The organism is Flavobacterium plantiphilum (genome assembly GCF_046000495.1).
Taxonomy (GTDB): Bacteria; Bacteroidota; Bacteroidia; order Flavobacteriales; family Flavobacteriaceae; genus Flavobacterium; species Flavobacterium plantiphilum.
In genome coordinates, this window is the sequence record NZ_JBELQA010000003.1 from 121,884 (window position 1) to 143,164 (window position 21,281).

Here is a 21,281-nt window from a genome sequence, read left to right on the forward strand (position 1 = left end):
ATTGTATGCATAAAATTTGTATTGTTTTGGCAGTTTTATTATGCAGTTTTGTATCATTGGCTCAAGTAAATGAATCAGCTCAGGATACCACAAAAACTGGATATTCCCTTGGAAAAGTTCAAATAAAAAATCCTAAAACTGTTCAGGAGGCGTATACTTATGACCCAAAAACGGACCGATATATTTACACGAGTTCAGTGGATGGGTTCTCCATTAAGTATCCTATTATTTTAACACCTGAAGAATATGAAAATCTGGTTTTGAAAGAGTCTATGAAAGAATATTTCAAGAAAAAATCAGATGCAATAGATGGAAAGAAATCCGGAAGTGAAGCCGATAAAAAAGATTTATTACCGCGCTATTATGTAAATTCAGGCTTGTTTGAATCTATTTTTGGAAGCAATACTATTGATGTAAAACCTACAGGTTCTGTTGAAATGGACATGGGGGTACGTTTTACAAAACAGGATAATCCGTCCTTTTCTCCAAGAAACCGCTCTAATTTAGCTTTTGATTTTGACCAGAGAATCAGTATGAGTTTAATGGGAAAGGTGGGGACCAGACTCAATGTCAACGCTAATTATGATACGCAGTCTACTTTTGCTTTTCAGAATTTATTAAAATTAGAATACACACCAACCGAAGATGATATTATTCAGAAAATAGAAGTTGGAAATGTAAGTATGCCTTTAAATAGCTCTTTAATTAGGGGAGCGCAAAGTTTATTTGGTGTAAAAGCCCAGTTGCAATTTGGTAAAACTACAGTTACAGGTGTTTATTCGGAACAAAAATCACAAACTAAATCAGTTGTATCACAAGGAGGCGGGACTATACAGGATTTTGATGTTTTTGCATTAGATTATGATAATGACCGACACTTTTTCTTATCACAGTATTTTAGAGACCGATATGATATTGCTTTAAAAAATTATCCTTTTATTGATAGCAGGGTACAAATAACCCGTATTGAAGTTTGGGTAACTAACAAGCAAACCCGTTTAAATACAACTTCTAATAATCTGAGAAATGTAATAGCGTTGCAGGATTTAGGAGAATCACAACTTACAGGTTTAGCAGATAGTGAAGTGGTAGTTTTAGCCTCTCCGGCGGGAATGTTTAATAAACCAGCAGATTCTCCCTCGGATAATTCCAATAATAAATATGATCCGGCACAAATTCAGTCTGGTAGCGGATTGTTAAATAATAATATCCGTGAAATGGCAACGGCAGGTTCCGGTTTTAATGCTACGGTAAGTGAAGGCCAGGATTACTCTAAATTAGAAAATGCCCGAAAATTAACAACAAATGAATATACCTATCATCCGCAATTGGGATATATTTCGTTACAGCAAAGACTAAGTAATGATGAAATTTTAGCTGTTGCTTATGAGTATACCATAGGAGATCAGGTTTATCAGGTTGGTGAATTTGGGAATGACGGTGTCGATGCCACATTAGTTACAGGAACGCCGCAGTCTACTCAGGCAGTGATTACGCAAAGCCTAATTCTGAAAATGCTAAAAAGCAATTTGACGAATGTCAAAAATCCGGTATGGAATTTAATGATGAAAAATATTTATCAAATTCCGGGAGCTTACCAAATCAAACAGGAAGATTTTAGATTTAATATTCTTTATACAGATCCTTCTCCATTAAACTATATTACTCCGGTTACAGGAACTCCATTTCCGGAAAATCCTTCTCCTGATAACAGAGTGCAGGAAACACCGTTATTGAATGTTTTTAATTTAGATAAATTAAATTACAATAATGACCGCCAGGTAGGGGGAGATGGTTTTTTTGACTTTGTTCCTAACTTAACAGTAGATACTCAAAACGGAAGAATTATTTTCACGACCAAAGAACCTTTTGGAGAATTGTTATTTAATAAATTGAATGATCCAAATTCATCTGCGGATGATGATTATAATAATCCGGCAAATTATAATCCAAATCAAAGAAAATACGTTTTTGCAAGTATGTATCGTTTAACTCAGGCAAAAGCATTAGAGGATAGTGATAAAAATAAGTTTTTATTAAGAGGAAAATACAAATCATCCGCCGGTGACGGAATTCCTATAGGTGCTTTCAATGTACCACAAGGGTCGGTAGTAGTTACTGCGGGTGGAAGAGTTTTAGTGGAAGGTGTAGATTATAGCGTGAATTATCAATTGGGAAGAGTTCAGATTCTGGATCCTTCGCTTCAGGCTTCTAATACGCCAATTAATGTTTCCCTGGAAAACAACACTATTTTTGGACAACAAACCCGAAGATTTATGGGAGTGAATGTGGAGCATAAATTTTCGGATAATTTTACTTTAGGAGGAACTTTTCTTAAAATGACCGAAAAGCCATTTACACAAAAATCAAGTTATGGTCAGGAATCTGTAAATAATACTATTTTTGGATTCAATACTAATTTTTCTACAGAAGTACCTTTCTTTACCAGATTAGTGAATATGCTTCCCAATATAGATACTGATGTCCCTTCCAATTTATCAGTGCGTGGTGAAATTGCATTTTTAAAACCTGATACTCCTAAGGCAGATCAGTTTAATGGTGAGTCTACATTGTATGTGGATGATTTTGAAGGTTCACAGTCTACTATTGATATGCGTTCAGCTTATGCCTGGAGTCTCGCATCAACACCAGAAGAAAACACCTATAGTACCTATAATTTTAATGCAAAGGCTAATGATTTGACATATGGCTATAAAAGAGCAAAATTAGCATGGTATACTATTGATCCTGTTTTTTATGTTCAAAAACCTTCAGGGATATCCAATGATGATATTTCATTAAACGCTACCAGACGAATTTACAGTGAAGAACTTTATCCTTTAACTGATATTGCGCAAGGGCAAACACAGGTGATTAGTACGCTGGACTTAACATATTTTCCTTCCGAAAGAGGTCCGTATAATAATAATTCTAATTTTAATCTGAATCCAAAAGAAAATTTTGGAGGGATTATGCGTTCCTTAACATCTACTAATTTTGAACAGGGTAACGTAGAGTATATTCAGTTTTGGGTTCTGGATCCCTATGTGGGAAATGGAAAATCCGAACCAACCAATACGGGTAAAATTTATTTTAACTTAGGAGAAATATCAGAAGATATTCTTAAAGACGGAAGAAAACAGTATGAAAATGGTCTGGGGCCGGATCAGGTGTTAGTAAATCCCCGCCCAGTTTGGGGAGAGGTACCTGCCTCACAATCCTTAATTTATGCTTTTGACACCGATCCCAATAATAGAAAAAACCAGGATGTTGGATTGGATGGTTTGTCTAATAATGCAGAGGCGGCAGTTTATGATAATTTTGCCTCTGAGCCTGATCCGGCTGCGGATGATTATACTTTTTATCTTAACACTTCGGGTAGTGTAAAAGAACGCTATAAAAATTACAATGGAGTTGAAGGAAATTCGGCTGTAGATATCAATGATCCTAACCAAGGAGCAACCACATTGCCTGATGTTGAAGATATCAACAGAGACAATACAATGAATACTATTAATGCTTATTATGAATACAGCATTGATATGAAACCTGATATGAGTGTAGGTCAGAATTATGTAACAGACGTCAGAGAGACTCAGGCTACTCTGCCTAACGGACAAGTCACAACTGCAAGATGGATTCAGTTTAAAATTCCGGTTTCTCAACCGCAGAATACTATTGGAAATATTACTGATTTCAGATCAATCCGTTTCATGAGAATGTTTATGACCGGATTTGAAGAAGAAGTTACGGTACGTTTTGGAGCTTTAGATTTAGTACGTGGTGATTGGAGAAGATATACAAATTCTCTGGATTTTAATGACACTAATATTGATGATGATGATACAGAACTCGACGTTATTGCCGTTAATATTCAGGAAAATAATGAACGCTGTCCCGTAAACTATGTAACACCACCAGATGTACAAAGAGAGCAGCTGTACAATAATAATACTTTAATTAATCAAAACGAACAATCATTATCATTACGGGTTTCCGGCAGTGGTTTAGAACCGGAAGATTCAAGAGCTGTTTTTAAAAATGTAAGCGTAGACATGCGTCAGTTTAAGAAATTAAAAATGTTTTTACATGCGGAATCTTTAAAAGGAGAAATTGAACTGCAAGACGATCAGATGGTAGGTTTTATTCGATTTGGAAATGATTTTACTCAGAATTTTTATCAGATAGAAATACCATTAAAGGTTACCAAAACCACTGATGGAAATTGTGTCTATACACCAGAGCAAGTTTGGCCGGAAGCGAATGAAATAGATTTATCATTAGACTTGCTGACAAAATTAAAAATTGAGGCCATGGGAGTAGATTTAAGTACACTGCCACTTGACGGGATTTATTATAAAAATGAAGACGAGCTCGACGGAAGTTTAAGTAATAAGGTTAATAAGCTTCGTCTGGGAATAAAAGGAAATCCTAATTTTGGACTGGTGCGTACTTTGATGGTAGGAATTAAAAATAACGAATTGCATCAGGATATTAAAGGAGAAGTATGGTTTAATGAACTTCGCTTAGCTGATATGGATAACCATGGAGGTATGGCGGCTGTGTTAAATGTAGATACTAATCTTGCCGATTTTGCAACAGTCTCTGCAACAGGTCGAATGAGTACTGTAGGTTTTGGTACTATTGAACAGGGACCCAATGAGAGAAGCAGAGAAGATATTCAGCAATATAATATTGTGACTAATTTGAATTTAGGGAAATTACTACCCAATAAATGGGGTATTAACCTGCCATTTAATTATAGTGTTGGGGAAGAAACGATTAAGCCCGAGTACGATCCCTTCAATCAGGATATTAAATTAAAACAGCTTTTAAGAGAAACAGATGATGCCAGTGACAGAGCTAATTTAAGAAACAGAGCCATAGATTATACTAAGAGAACCAGTATCAATTTTATAGGTGTGAGAAAGCAAAGAGGAGCGGAACAAAAACCACATGTTTATGATCCTGAAAATTTTACTTTCTCTCAGTCTTTCAATAAGGTAGAGCGTCATGATTATGAAATTGAAGATTATCTGGATCAACAGGCCAGTACTTCAGTAGATTATGCTTATAGTTTTGAAAACAAACCGGTCGAGCCTTTCAAGAAAACAAAATTCATGAAGAAAAGCACCTATTGGAAGCTGTTAAGTGATTTTAATTTTAACTATCTGCCTTCTAATATTACTTTTAATACTAATATTAACAGGCAGTACAACCGTCAGCAGTTTAGACAAGTTGATAATGTTCCCGGACTTGAATTAGACCCATTGTACAGAAGGAATTTTGGATTTAATTACAATTACGGTTTTAATTATAATCTAACTAAATCATTAAAATTCAGTTATGCTGCTTCAACTAATAATTTGGTCAAAAATTATTTAGATCAGGATGATCAGCCTATTGAAGATTTCTCTATTTGGGATAATTATTGGGATATTGGAGATCCTAATCATCATACACAACAAGTAGTATTAAATTATGATATTCCAATTAACAAGATTCCGTTATTTAGTTTTGTAAAAGCCAATTATTCTTATACAGGAGATTATAGCTGGCAGAAATCAGCGAACGCTTTATCTGAAATAGTGGTTGACGGTGTAGGTTATAATTTAGGAAATACGGTCCAGAATGCCCGTACTAATAACCTGAATGCAAGTTTTAATATGGATATGCTGTATAAATATTTAGGATTATCCAAAAAACCTGCGGTTAGAAAAGCACCGGCTGTAGCACCTAAACCAGGACAGAAAATAACGAGTGCCCCAGTTAAATCACAAGCACAAGGAAATGTGTTTACAGACGGATTAATTGGAGTTTTGACCAGCGTTAAGAATATCCAGATTAATTATACAGAGAACAGTGGAACTTTCTTACCGGGCTATACACCCAGTATTGGTTTCCTGGGGTCTTCAAGACCTTCGTTAGGATTTATCTTTGGAAGTCAGGATGATGTACGTTATGAAGCTGCTAAAAACGGCTGGCTGACAAACTATCAGGAGTTCAATCAAAATTATACTCAGGTGACTAATAAGGTATTTAAAGCTACTGCCAATGTAGATTTGTTTCCGGACTTAAAAATTGACCTGACGATGGACAGGTCATTTTCTGAAAATTTTTCAGAGCAATATGATGTCTCTTCTGAAGGAGCTTATAATTCCCGTTCTCCATACAATTACGGAATGTTTTCTATTTCTACACTTTTAATCAAAACAGCTTTCTCTCAAAGTGATGAGAATACATCGGCTGCTTTTGATGATTTTAGAATGAACAGACTTTTGGTTGCAAATCGATTAGCTACAGAAAGAGGAATTGATATCTTTAATCCCGCTAATTTGGATGACGAAGGATTCCCAAAAGGATATGGTAAAAATAATCAGGCAGTGTTATTGCCGGCTTTTATAGCAGCTTATACAGGAACTGATGTAGATAAGGTTTCTACAGGTATTTTTAGAAGTTTTCCTATACCTAACTGGACAGTAAAATATAATGGACTGATGCGTTATGGTATGTTTAAGAAGAATTTTAAACGCTTTTCTTTACAACACGCCTACAGAGCATCTTATACAGTTAATCAGTACCGGTCTAATTTTGATTTTGATAATAACCCTTCAGGAACTGATGACAGTGGGAATTTTTATAACAAAATAATTATGTCTAATATCAACTTAGTGGAGCAATTCAGTCCGCTGGTTCGTATGGATTTTGAGTTGAAAAATTCCTTAAAAGTTTTAACTGAAATCAAAAAAGACCGTGCTTTATCGATGAGTTTTGACAATAATTTATTGACTGAAGTAAAAGGAGTTGAATATATTGTAGGATTAGGATATCGTTTTAAAAATGTTATTTTCTCTTCGAGACTGGCTGATAATCCTACCGGAGTGATCAAAGGAGATATTAATCTGAAAGCTGATTTGTCATACAGAAATAATCAAACTATTGTACGTTATCTGGATTATGATAACAATCAATTAGCCGGAGGGCAAAACCTATGGTCTGTGAAAGTAACTGCTGATTATTCATTCAGTAAAAATCTAACAGCAATTTTTTATTATGATCATTCCTTTTCTAAAGCAGTAGTATCTACTTCTTTTCCTATAACAAATATTCGTTCAGGAATTACGCTCCGATATAATTTTGGGAATTAATTTAGATAATCTAAACAGGATTTAATTTGAAGATTATTACATTTGCAAAAAAAATAATTATCATACATCAATTATTATTACTATGAGTATACCAGCAGGTTTAAAGTACACTAAAGACCACGAATGGGTGAGTTTAGAAGGAGATATTGCAACAGTAGGAATCACGCATTTTGCTCAAAAAGAGTTAGGTGATATTGTTTATGTTGAAGTAGAAACTTTAGACCAAACCTTAGCAAAAGATGAAGTTTTTGGTACTGTTGAAGCAGTAAAAACAGTTTCTGATTTGTTTTTACCTCTATCGGGTGAAATTATAGAATTCAATACCGGACTAGAAGATGATCCTGAACTGGTAAACACTGATCCTTACGGAGCAGGATGGATGATAAAAATAAAAGTTTCAGATTTAGCTGAATTTGATACCTTATTGACAGCTGAAGGATATAAAGAACTGATTGGTGCTTAAGAAAATTTGTTTAGGAATTGCTCTCTTATGGACAGGAATTATTCTGTACATGTGTTTGGTGCGAATGAGTGAGCTTCCTGCAATAACAATTCCTTATGTCGATAAATTCGTTCATGCTTTTTTTTATTTTGTATTTAGTGCTTTGTGGTTTTATGCACTCCGTTTTTATTTTAAAAAACAAAGCCGAGATAAGCTTTTGAAAATAGTTTTATTGATGGCATTCCTTTTTGGTATCGCAATAGAACTGTTTCAAAATTATTTTACAACATACAGAAGCGGAGACCCTTTGGATGTTTTAGCAAATACAAGCGGTTCATTAGTGGCTGTTGTGACTATTGCTTTTTTAGATAAAAATAAAAACTCTGAATAAACATAAAATCCTGCTTCGGCGGGATTTTTTTTTAAGATTAATTTTCTTTTACTGTTTGTTCCATACTGCAGTATTTAAATATGGAGATTCTGCCAATAGCTGAAGTCTGTTTTATTTTCGGATAATTCAATAAAAAATGTCTTAAAAAGAATTTTAAATAGTATTAAATGTATTTTTGTGGACAGAGCAGTTTATTAAATGGACAGTAAATGGATATTCGGTTATTTTTAGATTCAACTTATTTAAAAACTGCTTTTCAGGCTGGACTTGATGAAAGTCAAAACCAGGCTGTAGTAAAGCAGTATATTAGTGAAGCTATTCAGGAAGGTTTTAAACTAATTATGATTCGTCCGGAAATGGTTGCTTTATCTCATAGTATGATTTCTGAAGCAGGTTCACTTCTTCAAACAGGAACCGTGATTGATTTTCCGCTGGGAAAATCGGCTGTTGAAGATAAATTAGCACAAGCGAATCAGGCCATTGCTGATGGTGCTGACGAATTGGATTTTGTGTGCAATTATGAGGCTTTTAAGAAAGGAGAGACTGATCTGGTTAAGGAAGAAATTTTAAGAGGAACGCAATTGGCTTTAGCCAATAATAAAATAATAAAATGGATTATCGAAGTTGCTGCTTTGAGCGATAAACAGATTATTCAGTTGTCAGCTTTGATTAAAAATATTGTGATTGCCAATTTTAAGGAAACTGATTATGCCAGAGTTTTTGTTAAATCTTCAACAGGATTTTATAAAACAAAAAATGATGAACCTAATGGTGCTACTATTGCTTCATTAATTATGATGTTAGAAAATGCATCTCCACTTTCAGTAAAAGCTGCGGGCGGAGTACGTAATTATCAGGATGCTGTAGACATGATAAAATTAGGAGTAAAACGCATTGGTACATCGGCAGCAAAAGCTATTGTAAATGGAGAAAACAACCAAAATAAGTATTAAGTTTATAATGGAAACAGGTATGAGAAAAAGCCTCTTGGTTTTATTTTTATGTTTTATTACGGGGTTGGGTCATGCCCAAAATCAGGATTCAAATTCAGAATCAGTTTTAAGTGCACGACGATTTCCTGTTTTTCCTGACTGTGAAAATCTGGAAAATCAAAATTTAGAAAATTGTTTTTATTCAGAAGTCCAGGATTTTATATTTCAAAATTTTGTTGTTCCGGAAAATTTAATGCAGCACAATTTTAAAGGAAATGTAAAAGTACTTTTTGAAGTGGATGTGAATGGCGTTTTTAAAGTAATTTATGTAAATGCTGTGGATGAACAATTAATTGATGAAGTAAAGCGTGTTTTTGCAAAATTTCCTAAAATTAATCCCGGAACATATAATGGAAGACCCGAATATTCTAAATACAATATTACCATTGCAATTCCTTTAAAAAGTACCGAAACTATTGCAAATGAAAATCTGGCTAAGGCTGATTTTCTTAGAAACACTACTAAGCAGCTTACAGAATTAGATAGTATTGTTTATAAAAAATACAACAATCCCGAGTTTGAAAGTCATTTAAATATTCCTTTTTCGCATAGTTATTATGCGCAATTTGACGCCGCTATCAATAAGGTGGGCAGTAATAATCATACAGCTTCGAAGCCTTTTTCATATGCTGAAGTTTCCAAATACTATAATTTTAAAAAAGAGAATGAAAAACTGAAAAAAAAGGCTGCAGGCTGGTGGACCCGAAAATTGTGGAATGAAAATACAGTAGAAATACGTGGCGAAGATTATTGGTTCTCTCTAAATCCGGTATTGGATTTACAATTGGGTAGAGCTTCAGGGAACACTTCAGTCAATACTTTTGTGAATACAAGAGCTATTAATTTTAGAGGTGGGTTAGGAGAAAAACTTAATTTTTCGACTACTATTTTTGAAAGTCAGGGACGTTTTGCCGATTATTATAACCGTTATGCGGGATTGATAAAACCTTCTGGAGGAAATCCGGCTATTATTCCGGGAATGGGAATTGCAAAAGGTTTTAAGGCTGATGCGTATGATTTTCCTTTGGCGGAAGCCAATTTAACTTTTTCGCCAGGCAAATTTTTTGATTTACAATTGGGATATGGCAGGAATTTTATTGGTGACGGTTACCGCTCTCTGTTAGAAAGTGACGGCGCCAGTCCGTATCCGTATTTTAAATTAAATACAACATTTTGGAAACTAAAATATACTAATACCTTTATGTGGCTCAAAGATGTCCGGCCTGAGGTAACGGAAGACAGAACGTATGCTACTAAATTTATGGCTAATCATTATCTGAGCTGGAATGTTTCCAATAAATTGAATTTAGGATTTTTTGAGTCAGTAGTCTGGGCTAATACGAACGACAGAGGTTTTGATGCTAATTTTATCAATCCGATTATTTTTTACCGTTCGGTGGAGTTTGGTTCTTCTTCAAGATCCGGAAATGCGGTTCTGGGGCTGACATTTAAGTATAAATGGGATAACCAAATTAACTTTTACGGCCAATTTATTTTAGATGAATTCTCTTTAGGAGATATTAAAGAACGTGATAATAGCTGGAAAAATAAATACGGTTATCAGTTAGGTGCTAAGTATTACAATGCTTTTAATGTAGCTAATTTGTTATTCCAGATTGAATATAACAGAATTCGTCCTTATGTGTATTCCCATTCTGATCCTATTACAAATTACGGGCATAACAATCAAAGTTTAGGACATCAATGGGGCGGAAATTTCAGCGAGTTTTTAACTATTGCGCGTTATCATAAAGGAAGGCTTTTTGCAGATGCTAAATTTACGATTGGCGTAAGAGGATTTGATTTTGCTGATTCCGGCGCAAATTCTAATTATGGAGTAAATATCTACCGCGATTATGATGAAGAGCGTTTTGCTGATTCAGGTGTAAAAGTAGGGCAAGGTAATAAAACTGATTTTTTTATGGCTGATATTCAGGGCGGTTATCTGATTAATCCGTCAACCAATCTGAAACTATTTGCGAGTTATATTTACAGAGATTTTAAGCCGGTGCAAAATACCGCTACGACTATTAAGGAAAGTACTAATTGGTTTTCTGTCGGTTTGCGTTCGGATATTTTTAACTGGTATTTTGATTATTGATATGATATTGCGGTCTCGATAGGGTAGGTACTCTCCAGAGATTCGCGAACTCAGCAGAAGTATCTGAAGAATAGTGGTGTTCATCAAAAATTTAATTTATAAAAGAAAATGTTGTGTATTTTTAAAAAACAGAAAAATACTGCAAAATATTAGAATGAATATTAATGAGTAAAATGTTTTGGTTTTTACTTGAGTTTAAAAAATGACTTAAATTTTTCCTAAACAATATTTTATGATTAGTTTTTTGTCAAATCCCTTTCGATACGTTACTTTTGCAGCAGTTTTATAAAAACGTAATGAAAACGGCATTGAGCACAACTACAAATACACTTTCTCTTAAAGCGATTTTTACCGATTTTAAAGAAATCACTAAAGCTGGATTGGCTATTAGCGTGTTGTTTTCTTCTATAGCCGGATATTTACTGGGTTTCAATACTGCACAGCCTTTTCAGTGGTCTGTTTTACTGATGTTGTGTGTAGGTGGTTACTGTATGGTAGGCGCTTCTAATGCTTTTAATCAGGTTATTGAAAAAGATATTGATGCTTTGATGGACCGTACTAAAAACCGTCCTGTTCCATCGGGAAGAATGTCTGCGAATGTTGCTTTATTTGTAGCAAGTTTGCTTACTGTAATAGGGCTTACCTTATTGTATTTGATTAATCCCAAAACTGCTATGTTTGGGGCAATTTCGATATTTTTATATACCAGTGTTTATACTCCGTTAAAAACAGTGACTTCCTTGTCTGTTTTTGTGGGAGCATTTCCTGGTGCTATTCCGTTTATGCTGGGCTGGGTTGCGGCAACAGGGAATTTTGGTATTGAAGCAGGAACTTTATTTTTAATTCAGTTTTTCTGGCAGTTTCCTCATTTTTGGGCAATCGGATGGTTTTTATACGAAGACTATGAAAAAGCAGGAATTTTTATGCTGCCTACCGGGAAGAAAGATAATGGAACGGCTTTGCAGGTTATTTTGTATACTGTTTGGCTGATAATTGCTTCTTTATTACCTTGTGTAGGTTATACAGGAAAGCTGTTTATCTCGTCTTATGCGGCAGTTATTGTTTTCTTATTGGGTGTTTGGATGCTGTATTATGCAGTGAGGCTTTATAAAATTAAAACTGCAAAAGCAGCGCGAACATTAATGCTGGTAAGTGTTTCTTATATTTCGTTGTTGCAATTGGTTTATATAATTGATAAATTTTTAAGATAGTTATGGAAGTTTCAATAACGGCTCAAGAGCAAAAAGAGAGAACGGCAAGATCTTATAAGCTGATTTTGTTGTTTGCTATGATTAGTATGACTATGATGTTTGCAGGGCTTACCAGTGCTTTTGTGGTAAGTAAATCCAGAGTAGACTGGTTAAAAGATTTCGAATTGCCAACAGCTTTTCATTTTAGTACAATAATAATTATTGTGTGTAGTGTAACTTTTTACATGGCAAAAAAAGCAATCGAAAAAGATAATCGTAATAAAACTACTATGATGCTTCTGGCGACTTTAGTTTTAGGAGTTTTGTTTGTGGTATCACAATTTGCAGGTTTTGGTCAGATTATAGAAAGAGGATATTACATGACAGGTCAGGGAAGCTCGATAACAGTGACTTTCTTGTATATTATTGCCTTTATGCACCTGTTGCACCTGGCGGGAGGATTAATTTCACTTTTAATTATAATTTATAATCATTTTAAACAAAAATACAATTCGACTCAAACTCTTGGTATAGAACTAGGTGCAATGTATTGGCACTTTCTAGACTTGTTGTGGGTTTTATTATTTTTATTTTTATATTTCTTTAAATAAGAAAAAAACGTAAATTTGGGAACTTTTTAACGAATAACTTTTATGGAAGCGACAGTTACTACTGCAAATAGTGAAAAAACTTGGGGAGGCGGCAATGAGCCTATGAACGCAAGTTATGGTAAAATGATGATGTGGTTTTTTATCGTATCAGATGCCTTAACGTTCTCTGGATTTCTAGCGGCTTATGGGTTTTCTAGATTTAAATTTATTGAAACTTGGCCATTGGCCGATGAAGTGTTTACTCACTTTCCATTTATGCATGGAGTTTCTGCTCCAATGTATTATGTGGCATTAATGACTTTTATTTTGATTTTCTCATCTGTAACAATGGTGTTAGCTGTTGATGCAGGTCACCAAATGAAGAAAAATAAAGTAATTGTATATATGTTTTTAACCATTATTGGTGGTTTAATTTTCGTTGGTTCACAAGCCTGGGAATGGAAAAATTTCATTAAAGGGGAGTACGGAGCTATCGAAACAAAAGGAGGAAGTATTCTTCAGTTTGTTAAAGACGGCAAGCAAATTGCTTTAGCTGATTTTGCTGTTAAGTTACCTAAAGAAAGAGAGCAGTTGACCAGAAGCCATGGTACATGGTTTATGGAAGAAGCTGATATGGCTTCTTACACTGTAGCTGAGGTTCAGGCAGGTTTTAAAGCAAATCCGGATGTGTTGATTAGAACGGAGCTTATAAAAGACAAACAAAAAACAATTCTTACCAGAGCCGAGTCTGAAGAAAGATTAGCTGATGCAGCTGTAGTGGTTGAAGGAGCAAATCTAATCAGAAATGAATATGGAAGTAAGTTATTTGCTGATTTCTTTTTCTTTATAACCGGTTTCCACGGTTTCCACGTTTTCTCAGGAGTTATTATCAATATTATTATTTTCTTTAATGTATTGCTTGGAACTTATGAGAAGAGAAAAAGCTATGAAATGGTAGAGAAAGTTGGATTATACTGGCACTTTGTTGACTTAGTATGGGTATTTGTATTCACCGTTTTCTATCTGGTTTAATTTTTAAAGTTTATTTATTATGTCACACGAGCATGTATCAAATATAGGTAGAATCTGGAAAGTATTTGGGATTTTATCAGTAGTTACAATTATAGAAGTTGTTTTAGGTATTTATAAGCCGGACGCTTTGCACCACGGTTATTTTCTTGGTTTAAGTTTGTTAAACTGGATATTTTATGCCCTTACAATATTTAAGGCATACTACATCGTTTGGGCTTTTATGCACCTTGAGGGGGAAACTGCAAGTCTGAGATGGTCTATCGTTTCAACGGTTATTTTTCTTGTCGTATACTTACTTTTCATTCTGTTGACTGAAGGGCATTATATTTATGGGGTTTTTAAAGATTCGACCATTAAATGGAATTTTTAACACTATATTAATTCAAAAAAAGGGCACGCATTTGCGTGCCTTTTTTTATTTTTGCATTTAAATTATTTCAAGTCTGATGAAAAAAAATATTGTTCTTTTTGTATTATTCGTTTTGCCAATTGTAGCTTATCTTTTTTTTGCTTCAGGCGTCAACAGTTTTACAAAACTTCCTGTTATTACTCCCACAGTTGCTGATTTAGGCAACTGGAAATCTTTAAATGGAGAAAAGGTTACTTTAGACAATAAAATTACTATTCTTGGTTTTTCGGGGACACAAATTTTAAAAAACAGAGGCAATCTCTTTAATCTGAATGAAAAGATTTATCAGCGGTATCATAGTTTTCAGGATTTGCAGTTCGTTATGGTATGTCCTTTAGGAACAGAAAAAGATGTAAAAAGCATTATGGATGCTTTTGATGATTTTACCGATGTCTCCCAATGGCATTTTGTGTTTACTACTCCTGATGAAATTCAGACTTTTTATAATCAGTTACAATTAGTGGGTAAATTAGATGCTGACTTTGGTACGTCAAATGTGTTTATTATTGATAAAAACAGAAATTTAAGAGGTCGGAAAGAGGAAAAAGAATATAAAGAAGGTTACAATACTTTTCATCCCTCTGAGCTGAGTAACGATATGTTAGATGATTTTAAAATTATCCTTTATGAATACCGTGCCGCTCTTAAGAAAAATCATAACGCTAGCAAACAATTGTAAATCTACTTTTTATGTTCAAAAATAAATCATATATCGGAATTTCGTTTATCATTTTAATTTTTGGAATTTATGCAGTTCCCAAAATTATTTCGCGTATTCAAAATGGAGCTGTCGTAAAAGCAGACCGTTTGGATAAAGTATCTTCCGAATCCAATGCTGAAGGTGGTTTGGTAAAAATAGGTCCGGCACCAAAATTTGAATTGGTTAATCAGGATAATCAAACCATAAGTAATGCAAGTTATAAAGGTAAGGTATATGTGCTGGAATTCTTTTTTACAACTTGCCCCTCTATCTGTCCTAAAATGAATCAGAATATGTTGATTCTGGAAAAGAAATTCTTTGGGAATCCTAATTTCGGAATTGTTTCTATTACTATAGATCCTAAACATGATACCCCTGAAGTTTTAAAATCGCATGCAGAATTGTTAGGGGTTAAATCCTCCAACTGGCATTTTTTAACGGGAGACAGACAGGAAATTTTTGATTTGGCTAATAAAGGATTTAATCTTTATGCAGGAGAGAACAACAAAGTAAACGGTGGGTTTGAACATTCAGGAATGTTTGCTTTGATTGATAAAAATGGAAATATCCGTTGTCGAAAAGACGATTTTGGCAATCCAATTTTATATTATGACGGATTAGAAAAATCAGGTGTGAGAGATATTCAACAGGATATTAGTATTTTATTAGCAGAATAAATCATGGAAAATCAAAATTTAGAAAAAAAATATAATAAGTGGATTGTAACTTTATCGATTGTAATTCCACTAGTGGTTGCGCTGCTTTTTGGTGTTAATTTAAGAAAATTAGGATTTGACGTACAGCCGCTTTCTTTTTTACCCCCAATTTATGCTACAGTAAACGGGATTACTGCTATTCTGTTAATTCTGGCTGTAAGAGCTATAAAAAGCGGAAAGGTAAGTTTGCATGAAAATTTAATGAAAACCGCTATAGCTTGTTCTGTTGCTTTCTTAGTGATGTATGTAGCCTATCACATGACCTCTGATTCTACTAAATTTGGAGGTGAAGGAGTTATTAAATATGTATATTATTTTATATTAGTCACCCATATTATTTTATCTATAGCTATTATCCCACTTGTATTGATTACGTATGTTAGGGCATTGGCACAAGTGTTTGATAAACATAGAAAAATTGCCAGAATTACTTTTCCTATCTGGTTGTACGTTGCAGTTACCGGTGTAGTAGTTTATTTAATGATCTCTCCATATTATGTTTACTAAAATCAGAAGTCAGAAGTCAGAAGTTGCAAGTCATAATGGAAAAATGAAGATTCTGTTTTCTATTTTCTATATTCTATTCTCTGTTACTACAAATGCCCAATGTGCCATGTGTAGAGCTGCTTTAGGAGGAGATGCTAATAATGCTCAGGCGGAGGCTGTCAATGACGGAATTGTTTATTTGATGGTTATTCCTTATTTGCTGGTAGCGATTATTGGATATATGATTTATCGAATGAAGAAAAATAAATCAAAATAATTATTTTAAGCCATCAACACTTATGTTGATTTCGCCGTTTACTTTTACAAAAGCAATAATGGCATTCTGGCTGAGTTCTATTTTTTGAAATTGTATATCTTCCATTTTTCCATTTACAAAAACACCCGGCATAGGAGAATAGTTGTTCAAATAATTGAGCATTGTCTTTTTTCCTTCTTCAAGATTAGGCTGAATGGAATAACGGCAGCTTTCCTGAATTTTTCTTAATATAATTCCCTGCGCCAGCCAGTTTGCGGTACGCATCAGTTTGTTTTTGGTATCCAGCACATAATCTAATCCATCAAAATAAATTTCTTTTTTATTGGAATTGTATTTAGGAAATCCAGCCAAGTATACCGTTCCGTTTATGGAACCGCTTAGATCTAATGCAATGACCATCTTACCGCTTTTGTGCCAGATGTTAACGTCCTGTACTTTGATTTTTTTGCTTCCGGAACTAAATTCCTGACCGCTAAAGTTTTTCTTCATTATTCTGGAAGCATCCTGATAACTGGAAACAGCTACAATATTTGCTGTAATCTGATTTGGAATTCTGGTTACAGCTTTTAAAGTGATTTTATCAGCATCAAATTTAGATTCGGGAATTTGCCCTATTATAGTTTCCATATTGCATTTCATTCCCATTTGCAATACAAACGAATCGTTTTTTAGATGTGCTGCTGTCGAATAGATTTCAGCGGGAACTATCCTCAGCCAGCTTTCGTAGGCTTCATTCATTTGAAAAGGAGTACAGATTTTCTCTAAAGCTGCCAGAACATTTGGTTTAAAATCCATAGATTTCGCAATAGTCTCATCAATCTTTTTTTCAATTTTGGATTTAAATAATTTAATCGACGGATTTATTAAGTAGGTAACAGGCATGTTTTTACCAAAAACGGTGATTGTCGGGCTTTCATTCCACTCTAAAGAGCCTAACTCAGTTTGAGTTTTGAGTTTCCAGTTGTTTAAGTTTACCGAGCTGTTCAGGGTTATTACACCGTTTAAATTAAATTCCTTAGTGTTATATAGGTTAACACCCATTGTTTTGGTGCCAATACGGTATTTTACTGTCGCTTTTAGCGGAAGTATAGTGGTTATTTTTTGGTTATTAGTTTGATTATTTTTTATAGAAATAGGAGCAAGTTTCCAGATTTTCATCTCAATGTCATCATCTTCGATATCTTTATCTTCATAGATTAAGCCGTTCAGAATAGTGTTAGTCTGATTTTCGATGTCTTTCAGTTTTATAGTAATAGGTAAATTAATAAAAGAAGGAACATTATTGTACACTATCGGACTGGCATCATCCGGTTCTGGTTTTAATGTAGCAATTTTTTGAGTCGAAGCACAATTAGTTAAAAGAAATAAAACGGAACAGACGGAAAATAGAGAGAGAAATCTCATTGTAAGAATAGTTTTAGTAGTGGCAAAATTACAAAAAGAAATGAATCATTATTTATAACAAATGAAATTTGATATATTTGATACTCAGAATTAAAAAGTTAAAATAATTATTAACGTTTTATTATCAAAAAAAAGGTAATAAAATTCATATTATTGCTTTAAAATTTGACCGCACCATGATTGAAATCAAAGATTTACATAAGTCCTATAAAATGGGAAGTTCTGAACTTCATGTGTTAAAAGGAATTAATTTTAATATCAAAGAAGGGGAGTTGGTTGCTATCATGGGATCATCAGGATCCGGAAAATCTACACTTCTCAATATTCTGGGAATTCTTGATGAAGCTGATTCCGGCAGTTACATTCTGGATAAAACTCCCATAAAAAAACTAAATGAAACTGTTGCTTCCAGATATAGAAATAAATTTTTAGGATTTGTATTTCAGTCTTTCAATTTAATCAATTATAAGACAGCACTTGATAATGTTGCAATGCCTTTATATTATCAGGGTATAAAAAGAAAAGAACGTTATGAGATTGCAATGAAATATCTGGAGAAAGTAGGTTTAGGAACGCATTATCATCATTTGCCCAATGAACTTTCGGGGGGGCAAAAACAGCGGGTTGCCATAGCCCGGGCACTGGCATCGAACCCTAAAGTATTGCTTGCTGATGAACCTACCGGAGCTTTAGATACAAAAACTTCGTATGAAGTTATGGAGCTGATTCAGGGGATTAATGATGAAGGGAAAACGATTTTGATTGTCACTCATGAACCGGATATTGCAGCCATGTGTAAAAGAAATGTGGTTCTGAAAGACGGATTAATCATTGATGATAAAATGGTAGAACAGGTTAGAGCTTCGTCTTATGTTTAATATTGAACGCTGGCAGGAAATATTTGATGCTATTTCTAAAAACCGCTTAAGAACTTTTCTTACCGGAGTTTCTGTGGCTTCAGGGATTTTTATTCTGGTGATTTTATTAGGAGCCGGCAAGGGACTTCAGAACGGAATTGAAAAACAGTTTGAAAATGATGCTGAAGGAATTATTGAAGTCTGGTCGAATGTTACTACCAAACAATATAAAGGACTTAATCCGGGCAGACAGATCCAGTTGCGTAACAGCGATTATGATCTTCCGGTAAAAAAATATGATTCGGAAATTAATAAAAAATCAAAATCCAGAATAACCTGGGGTGGTGCAGTTACATTTGGAAAGGAATCAGGTAATTATCAGCTCAGAGGTGTCAATCCTGATTATTTGTCACTTGAAAATGCTACAATCATCCAGGGGCGATTTATAAATGATAATGATTTAAAAAATCATGAAAAAGTTGCGGTAATAGGACTGAAGATTAAACAGGATTTGTTTAAGGATGCTGATCCTCTTGGCAAAATAATACTGGCTAATGGAATCAATTTTAAAATAGTAGGCGTTTTTACGGATCCTGCAGGAGAAAGAGAAGAATCCAGAGTATATATGCCGGTAACTACCAGCCAACGCGCTTTTGGTGCTGGTGATAAAATAAGCGGAATGATGTTCGTGTTGAATAAAAAAGCCAATTATGACGAAGCATTAGCCCAATCAAAAAAATTCACCGAGGGAGTGAAAGAATTATTAAAAAGTAAAAATATCATTGCGCCGGATGATGACAGTGCTATCGGAATTTATAATTCGGTAGAAAATGCCAAACAATTTTACGACTTAAATCTCTATATCCGATTGTTTTTCTGGTGGGTAGGTATTTGTACTATTATTGCGGGTGTGGTAGGGGTAAGTAACATCATGTTGATTATCGTAAAAGAAAGAACAAAAGAAATTGGTATCAGAAAAGCACTTGGTGCTTCGCCGTTTTCTATCATTTCCATGATTCTTCATGAATCTGTCTTTATTACCACTATTGCCGGTTTTTCAGGTTTATTAGCCAGTTTGCTTTTGCTGGAAATAGCGGGGCCAATGGTACAAAGCGAATATTTCAGAAATCCGGAAGTAGATTTTGGTGTAGCATTAACAACGCTTGTTTTACTTGTGTTTGCCGGAGCAGTAGCCGGTTTTTTTCCTGCCTACAGAGCTGCTAAAATAAAACCGATTGTAGCACTCAGAGATGAATAATTATGTTTAGAAAAGATAATTGGGAAGAGATTTTACAGGCCTTAACGGCTAATGTTTTTAGAACGATTCTAACAGCATTTGGTGTTTTCTGGGGTGTTTTTATATTGGTAATCCTGCTTGCCGCAGGAAATGGTTTAGAAAATGGTGTAAAAAAAGGTTTTGACGGAATAGCTACTAATACCATGTTTATGTGGAGTCAGACTACCTCAAAAGCATATAAAGGACTTCCTAAAGTACGTCGTTATGATTTTAGAAATAGTGATGTTCAGTCTTTGAAACAGGCTCTGCCTGATTTGTTATATGTTTCGCCTCGCAATCAATTGGGTAATTTTAATGGTACAAATAACGTGGTCAGAGGGACAAAAACGGCTGCGTTTACAATTTATGGGGATTATCCGGAACTCATTAAGCAGCAACCTATGGATATTGTTCAGGGACGTTTTATAAACCAGCAGGATATCAATGAAAAAAGAAAAACAGCAGTTATAGGGAAAGGCGTTATCGCTGCACTTTATGCAAAAGAAGAAGAAGTCATTGGGACATACATAAAGATTAACGGAATTAATTTTATGGTAACCGGAGTGTATAAATCGAAACAGCAGGGAGGAAATGCAGAAGAGGAACAGAAAAATATTTTTATTCCGTTTACCACATTTCAGCAAGCCTTTAATTACGGGGATAAAGTAGGATGGATGGCACTTACCGCTAAAGACGAAGTATCTATTACTAAATTAAAACCAAGAATTTTAGAGTTAATTAAAAATTTACATTCTATCAATCCAAAAGATGACAGAGCAGTGGGGAATTTTGACTTATATGAAGAATTCAATAAAGTCCAGAGTCTGTTTACTATTCTAAAAATCATCGCTTATTTTGTTGGGACTCTGGTATTGTTGTCAGGGGTTATAGGAATTTCAAATATCATGCTTATAGTGGTTAAAGAACGTACTAAAGAAATAGGAATCAGAAGAGCTTTAGGAGCCACTCCGGGAGCAATCCGCAGTCAGATTTTAACTGAATCCATCTTTCTGACTATTATATCGGGTATGTTAGGAATAGCTGTCGCAACAGGAGTTATTATGCTTTTAAATGTATTTTTAGATTCGATGCCACCAGAAAGCAATATGATGTTTGCTAATCCCAGTGTTGATTTACGGGTTGTATTTATAGCACTGTTAATATTGGTAGGTTCCGGTCTGCTGGCAGGTTTAATACCTGCTCAAACAGCAATTAACGTAAAACCTGTAGATGCTTTAAGAACAGAATAAATAATCAGTCAGAATAATCG

The 21,281-nt window shown here is 34.4% G+C and carries 17 protein-coding genes; 16 read left to right on the forward strand and 1 reads right to left on the reverse strand.

Annotated elements, in window-relative coordinates; genetic code table 11:
- Positions 1-5 precede the first annotated feature (5 nt).
- The 13 genes from sov (at position 6) to ABS764_RS05995 (ending at position 16,474) form a co-directional block, all read left to right on the forward strand.
- The gene (gene sov / locus ABS764_RS05935) at positions 6-7,148 is read left to right on the forward strand and encodes a T9SS outer membrane translocon Sov/SprA (RefSeq protein WP_408080880.1); all 7,143 of its coding nucleotides are present in this window, start codon (positions 6-8) and stop codon (positions 7,146-7,148) included.
- A gap of 82 nt (positions 7,149-7,230) precedes the next feature.
- Entirely contained in the window at positions 7,231-7,611 is a 381-nt protein-coding gene (gene gcvH / locus ABS764_RS05940; RefSeq protein WP_408080881.1) for a glycine cleavage system protein GcvH, read from the forward strand.
- Positions 7,604-7,981, forward strand: a complete 378-nt coding sequence (locus ABS764_RS05945) for a VanZ family protein (RefSeq protein ID WP_408080882.1) — start codon at positions 7,604-7,606, stop codon at positions 7,979-7,981. Before gcvH ends, ABS764_RS05945 begins: the two co-directional genes overlap by 8 nt.
- 209 nt (positions 7,982-8,190) lie before the next feature.
- Complete coding sequence (gene deoC, locus ABS764_RS05950; RefSeq protein WP_408080883.1) at positions 8,191-8,934, forward strand: deoxyribose-phosphate aldolase; 744 nt, start codon at positions 8,191-8,193, stop codon at positions 8,932-8,934.
- Positions 8,935-8,953: 19 nt separating this feature from the next.
- Complete coding sequence (locus tag ABS764_RS05955) at positions 8,954-11,074, forward strand: gliding motility protein RemB (RefSeq protein WP_408080884.1); 2,121 nt, start codon at positions 8,954-8,956, stop codon at positions 11,072-11,074.
- 296 nt (positions 11,075-11,370) lie between these two features.
- Positions 11,371-12,285 (forward strand): heme o synthase, encoded by a 915-nt coding sequence (gene cyoE, locus ABS764_RS05960; RefSeq protein ID WP_408080885.1) that lies wholly within the window; start codon positions 11,371-11,373, stop codon positions 12,283-12,285.
- 2 nt (positions 12,286-12,287) lie between these two features.
- The gene (locus ABS764_RS05965) at positions 12,288-12,875 is read left to right on the forward strand and encodes a cytochrome c oxidase subunit 3 (protein WP_408080886.1); all 588 of its coding nucleotides are present in this window, start codon (positions 12,288-12,290) and stop codon (positions 12,873-12,875) included.
- Between the two features lie 42 nt (positions 12,876-12,917).
- Positions 12,918-13,886 carry a cytochrome c oxidase subunit 3 gene (locus ABS764_RS05970; protein WP_408080887.1) on the forward strand — a complete coding sequence of 323 codons (969 nt, stop codon included), beginning with the start codon at positions 12,918-12,920 and terminating at the stop codon, positions 13,884-13,886.
- 19 nt (positions 13,887-13,905) lie between these two features.
- Positions 13,906-14,256, forward strand: a complete 351-nt coding sequence (locus ABS764_RS05975; RefSeq protein ID WP_408080888.1) for a cytochrome C oxidase subunit IV family protein — start codon at positions 13,906-13,908, stop codon at positions 14,254-14,256.
- 76 nt (positions 14,257-14,332) lie between these two features.
- Positions 14,333-14,974 carry a hypothetical protein gene (locus ABS764_RS05980; protein WP_408080889.1) on the forward strand — a complete coding sequence of 214 codons (642 nt, stop codon included), beginning with the start codon at positions 14,333-14,335 and terminating at the stop codon, positions 14,972-14,974.
- Positions 14,975-14,985: 11 nt separating this feature from the next.
- Positions 14,986-15,672: an SCO family protein gene (locus tag ABS764_RS05985; RefSeq protein WP_408080890.1), complete on the forward strand. Its 687-nt coding sequence runs from the start codon at positions 14,986-14,988 to the stop codon at positions 15,670-15,672.
- A 3-nt stretch (positions 15,673-15,675) separates the two neighbouring features.
- On the forward strand, positions 15,676-16,218 hold the full coding sequence (locus ABS764_RS05990; protein ID WP_408080891.1) for a DUF420 domain-containing protein: 543 nt from the start codon (positions 15,676-15,678) through the stop codon (positions 16,216-16,218).
- Positions 16,208-16,474, forward strand: coding sequence for a hypothetical protein (locus tag ABS764_RS05995; RefSeq protein WP_408080892.1), 267 nt, complete (start codon positions 16,208-16,210; stop codon positions 16,472-16,474). The genes ABS764_RS05990 and ABS764_RS05995 overlap by 11 nt, the downstream gene beginning before the upstream one ends.
- Here ABS764_RS05995 and ABS764_RS06000 read toward each other — a convergent pair whose 3' ends face one another.
- Complete coding sequence (locus ABS764_RS06000; protein WP_408080893.1) at positions 16,475-17,878, reverse strand: DUF4403 family protein; 1,404 nt, start codon at positions 17,876-17,878, stop codon at positions 16,475-16,477.
- A 176-nt stretch (positions 17,879-18,054) separates the two neighbouring features.
- Between ABS764_RS06000 and ABS764_RS06005 the strand changes: the two genes are divergently transcribed.
- From ABS764_RS06005 to ABS764_RS06015, 3 genes are read left to right on the forward strand one after another with little or no spacing between them, the layout of a single operon-like run.
- Positions 18,055-18,756 carry an ABC transporter ATP-binding protein gene (locus tag ABS764_RS06005; RefSeq protein ID WP_408080894.1) on the forward strand — a complete coding sequence of 234 codons (702 nt, stop codon included), beginning with the start codon at positions 18,055-18,057 and terminating at the stop codon, positions 18,754-18,756.
- Complete coding sequence (locus ABS764_RS06010) at positions 18,749-19,993, forward strand: ABC transporter permease (RefSeq protein ID WP_408080895.1); 1,245 nt, start codon at positions 18,749-18,751, stop codon at positions 19,991-19,993. The genes ABS764_RS06005 and ABS764_RS06010 overlap by 8 nt, the downstream gene beginning before the upstream one ends.
- A 2-nt stretch (positions 19,994-19,995) precedes the next feature.
- Positions 19,996-21,261 carry an ABC transporter permease gene (locus tag ABS764_RS06015; RefSeq protein WP_408080896.1) on the forward strand — a complete coding sequence of 422 codons (1,266 nt, stop codon included), beginning with the start codon at positions 19,996-19,998 and terminating at the stop codon, positions 21,259-21,261.
- Positions 21,262-21,281 lie beyond the last annotated feature (20 nt).

Excerpts from the sequence above, each read along its gene's own strand:
- ABS764_RS06015 (WP_408080896.1), top strand. The coding sequence starts at position 19,996 with ATGTTTAGAAAAGATAATTGGGAAGAGATTTTACAGGCCTTAACGGCT.
- ABS764_RS05995 (WP_408080892.1), top strand. The coding sequence starts at position 16,208 with ATGTTTACTAAAATCAGAAGTCAGAAGTCAGAAGTTGCAAGTCATAAT.
- ABS764_RS05970 (WP_408080887.1), top strand. The coding sequence starts at position 12,918 with ATGGAAGCGACAGTTACTACTGCAAATAGTGAAAAAACTTGGGGAGGC.
- ABS764_RS05980 (WP_408080889.1), top strand. The coding sequence starts at position 14,333 with ATGAAAAAAAATATTGTTCTTTTTGTATTATTCGTTTTGCCAATTGTA.
- ABS764_RS05990 (WP_408080891.1), top strand. The coding sequence starts at position 15,676 with ATGGAAAATCAAAATTTAGAAAAAAAATATAATAAGTGGATTGTAACT.
- ABS764_RS05985 (WP_408080890.1), top strand. The coding sequence starts at position 14,986 with ATGTTCAAAAATAAATCATATATCGGAATTTCGTTTATCATTTTAATT.
- ABS764_RS05955 (WP_408080884.1), top strand. The coding sequence starts at position 8,954 with ATGAGAAAAAGCCTCTTGGTTTTATTTTTATGTTTTATTACGGGGTTG.
- gcvH (WP_408080881.1), top strand. The coding sequence starts at position 7,231 with ATGAGTATACCAGCAGGTTTAAAGTACACTAAAGACCACGAATGGGTG.
- ABS764_RS06000 (WP_408080893.1), bottom strand. The coding sequence starts at position 17,878 with ATGAGATTTCTCTCTCTATTTTCCGTCTGTTCCGTTTTATTTCTTTTA.
- ABS764_RS05975 (WP_408080888.1), top strand. The coding sequence starts at position 13,906 with ATGTCACACGAGCATGTATCAAATATAGGTAGAATCTGGAAAGTATTT.
- ABS764_RS06010 (WP_408080895.1), top strand. The coding sequence starts at position 18,749 with ATGTTTAATATTGAACGCTGGCAGGAAATATTTGATGCTATTTCTAAA.
- ABS764_RS05965 (WP_408080886.1), top strand. The coding sequence starts at position 12,288 with ATGGAAGTTTCAATAACGGCTCAAGAGCAAAAAGAGAGAACGGCAAGA.
- sov (WP_408080880.1), top strand. The coding sequence starts at position 6 with ATGCATAAAATTTGTATTGTTTTGGCAGTTTTATTATGCAGTTTTGTA.
- cyoE (WP_408080885.1), top strand. The coding sequence starts at position 11,371 with ATGAAAACGGCATTGAGCACAACTACAAATACACTTTCTCTTAAAGCG.
- ABS764_RS06005 (WP_408080894.1), top strand. The coding sequence starts at position 18,055 with ATGATTGAAATCAAAGATTTACATAAGTCCTATAAAATGGGAAGTTCT.
- deoC (WP_408080883.1), top strand. The coding sequence starts at position 8,191 with ATGGATATTCGGTTATTTTTAGATTCAACTTATTTAAAAACTGCTTTT.